Origin of the sequence: Lacisediminimonas sp., assembly GCF_030645335.1 — a bacterium.
In the GTDB taxonomy this organism is placed as follows: Bacteria; Pseudomonadota; Gammaproteobacteria; order Burkholderiales; family Burkholderiaceae_D; genus Lacisediminimonas.
Map to the genome: position 1 here is coordinate 1 of NZ_JAUSNH010000142.1, position 9726 is coordinate 9726.

Annotated in this window: 9 protein-coding genes, 1 tRNA gene and 1 pseudogene; 8 read left to right on the forward strand and 3 right to left on the reverse strand. The window is 61.0% G+C overall.

Annotation, left to right across the window (positions count from 1 at the left end; all coding sequences use genetic code 11):
* Positions 1 to 290 (reverse strand): annotated as a pseudogene (locus Q7T64_RS10255) (type IV-A pilus assembly ATPase PilB); the annotation flags it as partial.
* 406 nt (positions 291 to 696) lie between these two features.
* Between Q7T64_RS10255 and Q7T64_RS10260 the strand changes: the two are divergent.
* The 4 genes from Q7T64_RS10260 (at position 697) to Q7T64_RS10275 (ending at position 5059) form a co-directional block, all read left to right on the forward strand.
* Positions 697 to 858: a DUF2256 domain-containing protein gene (locus tag Q7T64_RS10260; RefSeq protein ID WP_304795184.1), complete on the forward strand. Its 162-nt coding sequence runs from the start codon at positions 697 to 699 to the stop codon at positions 856 to 858.
* A 67-nt stretch (positions 859 to 925) separates the two neighbouring features.
* Positions 926 to 2467 (forward strand): cryptochrome/photolyase family protein, encoded by a 1542-nt coding sequence (locus Q7T64_RS10265; protein ID WP_304795185.1) that lies wholly within the window; start codon positions 926 to 928, stop codon positions 2465 to 2467.
* A 153-nt stretch (positions 2468 to 2620) separates the two neighbouring features.
* A complete protein-coding gene (locus Q7T64_RS10270; protein WP_304795193.1) occupies positions 2621 to 3529 on the forward strand; it encodes a TIGR01777 family oxidoreductase in 909 nt (302 codons plus the stop codon).
* Positions 3530 to 3973: 444 nt separating this feature from the next.
* Entirely contained in the window at positions 3974 to 5059 is a 1086-nt protein-coding gene (locus Q7T64_RS10275) for a Fic family protein (protein ID WP_304795186.1), read from the forward strand.
* Positions 5060 to 5137: 78 nt separating this feature from the next.
* On the opposite strand, the gene Q7T64_RS10280 is transcribed toward Q7T64_RS10275, so the two are convergent.
* A tRNA-Pro gene (locus Q7T64_RS10280) sits at positions 5138 to 5214 on the reverse strand.
* A gap of 96 nt (positions 5215 to 5310) precedes the next feature.
* A complete protein-coding gene (gene ispB / locus Q7T64_RS10285) occupies positions 5311 to 6300 on the reverse strand; it encodes an octaprenyl diphosphate synthase (RefSeq protein WP_304795187.1) in 990 nt (329 codons plus the stop codon).
* Between the two features lie 261 nt (positions 6301 to 6561).
* Here ispB and rplU point away from each other — a divergent pair, with 261 nt between their 5' ends.
* The 4 genes from rplU to proB all read left to right on the forward strand — a co-directional run bounded on the left by rplU (position 6562) and on the right by proB (position 9567).
* Positions 6562 to 6873, forward strand: coding sequence for a 50S ribosomal protein L21 (rplU, locus tag Q7T64_RS10290; RefSeq protein ID WP_304795189.1), 312 nt, complete (start codon positions 6562 to 6564; stop codon positions 6871 to 6873).
* 33 nt (positions 6874 to 6906) lie between these two features.
* Positions 6907 to 7164: a 50S ribosomal protein L27 gene (rpmA, locus tag Q7T64_RS10295; RefSeq protein WP_304795190.1), complete on the forward strand. Its 258-nt coding sequence runs from the start codon at positions 6907 to 6909 to the stop codon at positions 7162 to 7164.
* Positions 7165 to 7245: 81 nt separating this feature from the next.
* Complete coding sequence (gene cgtA / locus Q7T64_RS10300; RefSeq protein ID WP_304795191.1) at positions 7246 to 8358, forward strand: Obg family GTPase CgtA; 1113 nt, start codon at positions 7246 to 7248, stop codon at positions 8356 to 8358.
* 90 nt (positions 8359 to 8448) lie between these two features.
* Positions 8449 to 9567 carry a glutamate 5-kinase gene (gene proB, locus Q7T64_RS10305; RefSeq protein ID WP_304795192.1) on the forward strand — a complete coding sequence of 373 codons (1119 nt, stop codon included), beginning with the start codon at positions 8449 to 8451 and terminating at the stop codon, positions 9565 to 9567.
* The last annotated feature ends 159 nt before the right edge of the window (positions 9568 to 9726 follow it).

A 9726-nucleotide genomic window follows, 5' to 3' on the forward strand; every position in this document is an offset into this window, starting at 1 on the left:
GAGAGCTTGTTGCCGCGCCTGGCCAAAGCGATGGCGCGCTGGCTTTGCATCAGCTTGTGGTCGATCACCTTTTCCGGCAGGTTCTGCAGGTTGAACGACGAGAAGTCGAGCAGGGGATAGCCGAAGGTTTCGGAACAGTACAAGGCCAACGCACGGGCGTCGATCAGGCCGGACGCCAGCAACACGTCGATGAATGCGGATTTGTCGGCGACCGCTTTTTTACTGAGGGCGTCGGCATCCTGCATGCTGATGCGGCCAGCCTGCACCAAGGCGCGAGCGAGCGGCGGCATGGTCTTGGCTGAAGCGGGAGGGGAATGCACAGCCGCCATAGGTAGCTTTATCAGGGGCGTCAGAGTGGTCGGATTAACTCGATTGATGATGCCCGCCGGTATTTATTTTGTAAAGGCATTGTATTTTTTTGTGAATTTAATTGAAGTGTTTTGTACGCATGGCGCGACACTTCTTGCACGCTCTGTCTGCTAGCAGACTTTTTTGGCAACAAATCGAAAGGGTGTTCGGATATCGGATTGCAAAAAAGCGGGCAGGCCTGGATGGAAAGCTTGTTTGTCCTAGACGATCGCGGAAAAACCATGCATTGTCCAGTCTTCAATGAATCAAGCGTTGAGCAAATCACTCGCAGGTGAGGAGTCTTGGCCGTGAGCAGCCCGAGCCGCCACAAATCCTGCTTTTATAAACATGCACAAGAAGCAGCACCTGCCCCAGAAGCTTTGTCAGCACTGCAGCCGACCTTTTGCCTGGCGCAAGAAATGGGAGCGATCGTGGGAGGAAGTAAAGTACTGCTCCGAACGCTGCCGGCACGAACACAAACGCGCCAATGGTGCTCGAGGTGGCGAATGAGTTCGCGGCCTGCTTGTCGTCCGGTGCATGAGCCTGATGGTACGTACCAGCGCCTGTGGAGCCTGGCATGACGGGCACCAGCCAGACCCTGCGCCTGGTTCTCGGCGACCAGCTCAACCCAGGGCATTCATGGTTTCAATCCGTGGATCCCCAAGTGGTCTATGTGCTGATGGAGGTCCGGCAGGAGACCGACTATGTGCTGCACCATGCACAGAAAATCCTTGCGATCTTTGCCGCCATGCGCGACTTCGCCCGCCATTTGCGCGCAGCGGGCCACCGGGTACGGTACGTGGCCCTGGACGACCCTAGCAATAGGCAGTCCATCACGGAAAATCTGGCTGCGCTGGCGCAGCACTACGAGGCCAGGCGCATAGAGTGGCAGTCGCCGGACGAGTGGCGACTGGATGCCCTGCTGCGCACCTGGGCTTCGCAGCAGCAATTGACGACGGCAGAAGTCGGCAGCGAGCATTTCCTGACCACCCGACACGAACTGGGAGATCTGTTTGCGGGCCGCAAACAGTGGCTGATGGAGCATTTCTATCGCCCAATGCGGCGTCGCTTCGATCTGCTGCTGGACGCGCAAGGCAAGCCTGAAGGCGGGCAATGGAACTTCGACCACGACAACCGCAAACCTTGGCCGGGTACGCCGTCTGAGCCGCTGGATGCGCGTCCGGTGCATGACCATCGTGAGCTGTGGGACCTGCTGCAGCGCTGTGGTGTAAAAAGCTTTGGCGATCCGCAGGCGGCAAGCATGCGCTGGCCATTGAACCGCAGCGAGGCGCTGGCCTGCCTGGACGCCTTCATCCAGACCGCGCTGCCACACTTTGGCGATTTTGAGGACGCCATGAGCAGCAAGAGCCAGCGCCTGTTCCACTCGCTGCTGTCGTTTGCACTGAACGTCAAAATGCTGCATCCGCTTGAAGTGGTGCGCCGTGCCGAGGCGGCGTACCGCAGCGCCAATGCGCCGCTGGCGGCGGTGGAGGGCTTCATCCGGCAAATTGTGGGTTGGCGCGAGTATGTGCGCGGCATCTATTGGGCGCACATGCCCGGGTATGACGAGCGCAACGCACTCGATCACCACCAGCCGTTGCCCGGCTGGTTCTGGAGCGGCGACACACGCATGCGCTGCATGCAGCACGCGATCGGTCAGTCGCTGCAAACTGCCCATGCGCACCACATCCAGCGCCTGATGGTGATCGGCAATTTTGCGCTGCTGGCCGGACTGGATCCGCAAGCACTGCACCGCTGGTACCTGGGCGTGTACATCGATGCCTTCGAGTGGGTGGAGCTGCCCAATACCCTGGGCATGAGTCAATGGGCGGACGGCGGCCTGATTGCCACCAAACCTTATGTCAGCAGCGCTGCATACATCAACCGCATGAGCGATTATTGCAAGGGCTGTGCCTACGACCACAAACAAAAGCTGGGTGAGCAAGCGTGTCCCTTCAATGCCTTGTACTGGGATTTTTTCGCTCGTCACGAGCCGGTGTTGGGCAGCAACACGCGCTTGGGCCTGGTGTACCGGCAACTGCAGAAACTGCAGGGGCCAGAGCTTGATGCGCTGCGCGCCCAGGCTGCAGGCATCCGCACTCGTCTGGACGAACTCTGAATGCCTGGAATGGTCAGGAAAATGCAATCCGAACGGCTGCGGGTACTTGATGGGCCGCCCACCGAAGAGATCAGCGCTTTCCGGGCTTAGGACTGGCAGCGCTTGCCCTGGCGGGCCGGCTCAAGAAGCTATCAAAGCAAAGGAAGAATCATCATGCGTATTCTGATAACCGGCGGCACCGGACTGATTGGCCGGGAACTGTGCCGCCTCTGGGCAAGCCAGGGGCACGAACTGATCGTCTGGAGCCGTAATCCCCGGCATGTACCCGCGCTGTGCAGTGGTGCGCGCGGCATCGCTTCGCTGCAGGAGCTTCTGGGCGCCGTGGCGCTGGATGCTGTGGTCAATCTGGCCGGAGCCCCGATTGCGGATCGGCCCTGGACAGCCGCAAGACGCAAGCTGCTTTGGAGCAGCCGGGTGGACTTGACCCATCGACTGGTTGAATGGCTTGGGCAGCAAGCGCAGAGACCCAAGGTACTGCTTTCAGGATCTGCCGTTGGTTGGTATGGCGATGGCGGTGAGCAAATCCTGGACGAATCCAGCCCGCCAGGCCAGGCTGACTTTGGCAGTCAGCTGTGCGTGGCCTGGGAACGAGAAGCCGAGCGTGCTGGGCAGTTTGGGATGCGCGTCGTTTTGTTGCGCACCGCCCCGGTATTGGCACCTGCAGGCGGCATGCTGGGGCGGCTGCGTTTACCCTTCAGCCTGGGGCTGGGCGGCCGCCTGGGCAGTGGCCGGCAGTGGATGCCGTGGATCCACCTCGACGACCAGGTGAGTCTGATTGACTACTTGCTGCAGCAGGAGCAATGCAGCGGTGCTTTCAATGCCTGTGCACCCGGGCAGGTGCGAAACGCCGACTTCACCCAGGCGCTGGCCCGCGCCCTGCACCGTCCTGCCGTTCTTCCCGTCCCGGCCTGGGCGTTGCGCCTGGCCCTGGGTGAGATGTCAGTGTTGTTGCTGGGCGGGCAGCGGACAGTGCCACAGCGGGCGCTGGCGGCGGGCTTTCGCTTTCGTTATCCCGACCTGTCCCAGGCACTGTCTAACCTGCTGGGGGCGCATCCCGAGTAGTTCGGCGCAGAGAGCCTGCCTGGCCCGAGAATCGGCTCGATTATTTTAAATCAGCTCACATCAGACCCATATCGGCTCAATAATCGAGCCGATACTCCCTATATCGGCTCGATTGGCCTATAATTAGCGCAAACATCGAGCCGATTTATGTCCTACGACGACCGTCTGACATCCGATACATTGCTGCGAGCCATGTCCACACTGGCGTGCGCTGGGCATGCGTTCGTCTCTTCTCCTCAACTGGTCCAAGCCACCGGAGCGAGCTTGCCTGCGGTCAAACGCATGCTTTCAAGGCTGGTTGTGGAACGGCGAGTCGAAGTTGTCGGAAAGGCTCGTGCCACCCGGTATCGGCTACGGACGACGAGTACGCCTTTTACTGTTGGGGAGCCTGCCGAGCAGCCCCATGTCGCACAAACCAGAAGCCGCTTTGCCCCACCCTGGAGCGTGGCGAGCCTGGAACTCAGGCAGCGACTGGCATTGCCGCTAGCGGCCCGTTTGCCAGTGACGTACCGCCGCGAATTCGTCGACGAATACAAGCCCAATCAGACTTTCCTGCTGCCACCGGAGCTGGCCGATGAGCTGGCTGCACTCGGCCGCCCCCCGGGGCAATTGCCGGCAGGCACCTATATCCGCAAGGTTCTGGAGCAGCTGCTCATTGACCTGTCATGGTCATCGTCACATCTCGAGGGCAACCGCTACACACTGTTGGACACCGAGGAGCTTTTCAAGAGTGGAGCGGCTGCCACGGACAGTGACGCGGTCATGCTGCTCAATCACAAGGCTGCCATCGAGTTTCTCGTGGATGCCGTTCCGACCCAGGGACTCAGTGCGGGACTCGTTCGCAATCTGCACGCAGTGCTGATGCAGGACTTGCTGGCGGAGGTGACTTCGCTCGGGGCCATTCGCGAAAAAGTGGTCAACATCAGCGGCACCACCTACGTTCCCACCCAGGTTCCAGCGGTGCTGATGGAGATGTTCGAGCGCATCATCTCGACAGTCCAGCAAATCAAGAACCCTTTGGAGGCGGCTTTCTTCCTATGGGTCAACCTGGCGTACCTGCAGCCCTTCGAGGACGGGAACAAGCGGGTGAGCCGGCTGGCAGCCAATATTCCGCTCATGCTCTACAACCAGGCGCCCCTGTCATTCCTGGATGTGGACCGGGAAGACTACGCGCTGGCCATGATGGGCGTCTATGAGTCGTGCGACGTTTCGATGGCGGTGGACCTCTTCGATTGGACCTATCGACGCTCCCAGGCCAAGTACAAGGTGGTGCTGGAATCCATGGGCTCGCCGGACCCCTTCCGCGTCAAATATCGCGAGGCGCTCAACGAAGCGGTGGGTCTGGTTGTCCGAGGCCGCAAGTCCGAGGGGGAAGCGCTTTCCAGCTTGCGCCTGGACGACGGGGATGCGCCGAAGTTCCGGCATCTCCTGGCGCAGGAGCTCAATGCACTGGAGGTATTCAACTGTGCGCGCTACCGGCTTGGTATCAGGGAAACACAGGCCTGGATTGACGAGGGGCGTCCTCGATAGCCGTTCAGGCAAGGCGTGGCCGCCAGCCAGTTCCAATGTCTGAAGGGATCAGGGCTTTGACGATTTCAATGAATGAATTGGTCGGGGTGAGAGGATTCGAACCTCCGGCCTCTACGTCCCGAACGTAGCGCTCTACCAGGCTAAGCTACACCCCGATGCTTGCGGTTCGATGTCCACGTGGCAGTCGTTGATGCGGCATTGTGGCCGGGCTTGGAACCGGCATGGGATCCCGCTTCGAATCCGTTGCGCTGCTAGTGGTTGCGGTCTACCGCGAAGGCTGCCAATTCTAGCAAAGAATTTTTGAAATCGCTATTTGGCAAGCCCGCAATCGCAGCGCTGGCCTGGCTGGCCGCCTGCTCTGCTTTCTGCCTTGTATAGTCGATGGCGCCGCTGCTGGTAATGGCGGCCAGGATCTCGTCGAAATGCTGTTCGTCGCCGTTCTCGATGCAGCTGCGCACCAGGGCTTGCTGGTGCTGGCTGCCCTCGCGCATCAGGTAGATCAGGGGCAGCGTCGGCTTGCCTTCGCGCAGGTCGTCGCCGACGTTCTTGCCGATGTCGCTGGCGTTGCCGGTGTAGTCGAGCGCGTCGTCGATCAGCTGGAATGCGGTGCCGAGCGACGCGCCATATCGGGCCGCTGCCTTGATCTGGTCTTCGCTGGCGCCGGCGATCACGCCGCCGAGCTCGGCGGCGGCTTCGAACAGCTTGGCGGTCTTGGAGCGGATCACTTCGACGTAGCGCTCTTCGCTGACGTCGGGGTCGTTCATGTTCAGCAACTGCATCACTTCGCCTTCGGCGATGACGTTGGTGGCGTCAGCCAGGATGCGCATTACGCGCATGCTGTCGATATCGACCATCATCTGGAAAGCCCGGGAGTACAGGAAATCGCCGACCAGCACCGAGGCGGCATTGCCAAACAGCGCGTTGGCGGTCTGGCGGCCGCGGCGCAGCGAGGACTCGTCGCCGACGTCGTCGTGCAGCAGGGTCGCGGTATGGATGAATACGACAATCGCGGCCAGGCGATGATGATGCAGGCCGCGATAGCCATGCGCGTTTGCCATCAGCAGCACCAGCGCCGGCCGGATCCGCTTGCCGCCAGCGCCGATGATATATTCGGCGATCTGGTTGACCAGCACGACGTCGGAATGCAATTGCGTGCGGATGACGCTATTGACGGCGTCCATGTCCGCCGCGATGAGCGCACTGATGGGATTCGAATTGGGCCTGCTGGTCAGCGCGGACAAGATAAAACCTGTTGCGAAATCGTAGTGGCAGAATTATACGCTGGCGAGGGCCGCGCGGTGCGCGCCGGATGATGGGCCTGGCGTGCGCTCCCGGGGCCGGGCAGGCCCGGCCTGCCACCGGGCGCGCTTCCGGCTTGGATAATGGTTTTGACCGGCAAGCTAAGTGCATGTATAATTTGGGGTTTTCCCGATTCCGCGCGGATTTTGTCATAGCGGCGCAGGGGAGAAAACGTCCCCCATTCATACTCGATGAGGTTTCACATGTACGCGGTCATAAAAACCGGCGGCAAGCAATATAAAGTTGCTGCTGGCGAAAAATTCAAAGTAGAACAGATACCGGCAGACATTGGATCCCAAATCACTCTCGACCAGGTGCTCGCAGTGGGCGCCGGTGACAGCCTGAAGTTTGGCTCACCGCTGGTTGAAGGTGCTAAGGTCCTGGCTACGGTTTTGGCGCATGGTCGCCACGACAAGGTAAAGATTTTCAAGATGCGTCGCCGCAAGCACTATCAGAAGCGACAAGGGCATCGCCAGAACTTCACCGAACTGCAGATCGTTTCGATCAACGCGTAAGCGGATCGAAACCGAATACCAAGGAGTCTATAAATGGCACACAAAAAAGGCGGCGGCACTACGCGCAATGGACGTGATTCCGAGTCGAAGCGACTGGGCGTCAAGGTCTACGGTGGACAGGCAATCAACGCCGGCGGCATCATCATTCGCCAGCGCGGAACCCGCGTGCATCCCGGCGAAAACGTCGGCATGGGCAAGGATCACACCTTGTTCGCGCTGATCAACGGCAAAGTTGAATTCCTGATCAAGGGACCGACACAGCGTCGTCTGGTGACGGTCGTTCCGGCCTGATCGTTGCGCTACGAAAGGCGCAAGCCTTCCAGCAAAAGGCTCTGCCGGCGGTAGGGCCTTTTTTTATTTTTGGCGGTTGACATGAAGTTCATAGACGAAACACGGATTGAAGTGATTGCTGGCGACGGCGGCAACGGCGTCGCTTCGTTCAACCGCGAGAAATTTCGCCCGTTTGGCGGCCCGGATGGTGGCGATGGCGGTCGTGGCGGCAGCATTTACGCCGTGGCAGATCGCAACATCAACACGCTGGTCGATTTCCGTTTTGCGCGGATGCACAAGGCGCGCGACGGTGAAAACGGCCGCGGTGCGGACTGCTACGGCAAGGGCGCGGACGATGTCATGCTGCGCATGCCGGTCGGCACGCTGATCGTCGACGAAGTCAGCGGCGAAGTGATAGCCGACCTGACCGAGCATGGCCAGCAGGCTTTGCTGGCGCACGGTGGCGAGGGCGGCTGGGGCAATATCCATTTCAAGACATCGACCAACCGCGCGCCGCGGCAAAAGACCGAAGGCAAGACCGGCGAGCGGCGCGAACTGCGGCTGGAACTGAAGGTGCTGGCCGACGTCGGCCTGTTGGGCATGCCCAACGCGGGCAAGTCGACCTTCATCACTGCGGTGTCCAACGCGCGGCCGAAGATCGCGGATTACCCGTTCACCACGCTGCACCCGAACCTTGGTGTGGTGCGTGTGAGCCACGAGAAAAGCTTCGTGATCGCCGATATTCCCGGCCTGATCGAAGGTGCAGCCGAAGGCGCGGGCCTGGGCATACAGTTCCTGCGGCACCTGCAGCGCACCCGGTTGCTGCTGCATATCGTCGACCTGGCGCCGTTTGACGATGGCGCCGATCCGGTCAAGGATGCCAAGGCGATCGTCAAGGAATTGCGCAAATACGACGAATCCCTGTACGAAAAGGCGCGCTGGCTGGTGCTCAACAAGGTGGACATGATCCCCGCCGACGAACGCGCCAAGCGGGTCCGTGATTTCAAGAAGCGGCTCGGCTGGAAAGGGCCGGTGTTTGAAATTTCCGCGCTCACACACGAGGGCTGTCCCGAACTGGTGACGGCGATCTACGACCATATCGCCACCCAGCGCGAGCAGGAACAGCGGATCGACGAGACGCCCGGCATGGCCGATGAGGCACGAGGCATCGCCTCCATTGATCCGGACGATCCGCGCTTCAAGTCGATCGAGTAGCTGAACAATGGCAGGGGGCCGGTCGCCGGGTACAGACCGGCAGCCGGCAGTCACACAGGGAGAGCCCTGCTGGCGGGGCGCGACAATAATATGAAATCGGTAATCCAACAGACGCGGCGCCTGGTCGTCAAAGTCGGCTCCTCGCTGGTGACCAACGACGGTCGCGGCCTGGACAGCGAGGCGATTGCCCGCTGGGCCGCGCAGATCGCGCAATTGCGGCAAGCTGGCAAGGATGTGGTGCTGGTCAGTTCCGGCGCCATTGCCGAAGGCATGCAAAGGCTCGGTTTCGAGCGGCGGCCCACCGGCATCCACGAACTGCAGGCTTGCGCTGCGGTCGGCCAGATGGGACTGGCGCAAATCTACGAGACCAGCTTCCGTGCGCACGGCATCCGTACCGCGCAAGTCTTGCTCACCCATGCCGACCTGGCTGACCGTGAGCGCTACCTGAATGCCCGCTCGACATTGTTTGCACTGCTCAAGCTGGGCGTGGTGCCGATCATCAATGAAAACGACACGGTCGTGACCGACGAAATCAAGTTCGGCGACAACGACACGCTGGGCGCACTGGTCACCAACCTGATCGAAGGCGATGCGCTGGTGATCCTGACCGACCAGCGTGGTCTTTACACGGCCGATCCGCGCAAGGACCCGAACGCCCGCTTCGTCAGCGAAGCGGCCGCTGGCGATGTGTCGCTGGAGGCAATGGCAGGCGGCGCCGGCAGCGGCATCGGCAGCGGCGGCATGCTGACCAAGATCCTCGCCGCCAAGCGCGCCGCCACGTCTGGTGCGCATACTGTCATTGCCTGGGGCCGCGAGGAAAACGTGCTGACCCGCCTGGCGGGGGGCGAGGCGATCGGCACCCAACTGATTGCGCAAACCGGGCAACTGACCGCCCGCAAGCAATGGATGGCCGATCACCTGAAGACGGCCGGACAAGTCGTGCTGGACGCCGGTGCGGTGAGCAAGCTGATGGCTGAAGGAAAGTCGCTGTTGCCCATTGGCGTAACAGACGTGCGCGGCGAGTTCGGGCGCGGCGACGTGATTACCTGTGTGGATGACGCGGGCCGCACGATTGCGCGCGGCATCTCGAATTATTCCAGCATGGAAGCGCGCCGCATCATGCGCCGCCCCTCAGCGGAGATTGCGCAGATACTCGGCTATGAGGAAGGCCCGGAACTGATCCACCGCGACAACATGGTCTTGGTGTAAGCCGGCCCTGCTGTTGTCGCTGGCCGGGCAATCTGCCGGCTAGTAAGCAACGCGCGGGTTGCGTTCCCGCTTGTACCGTATGCGCTCGACGATCTCGGGGACAGTCCCTACTTGCTTGGTACCCTCGCAAAAAAAGTCCAGTGCCAGGGTTTCGCCAGC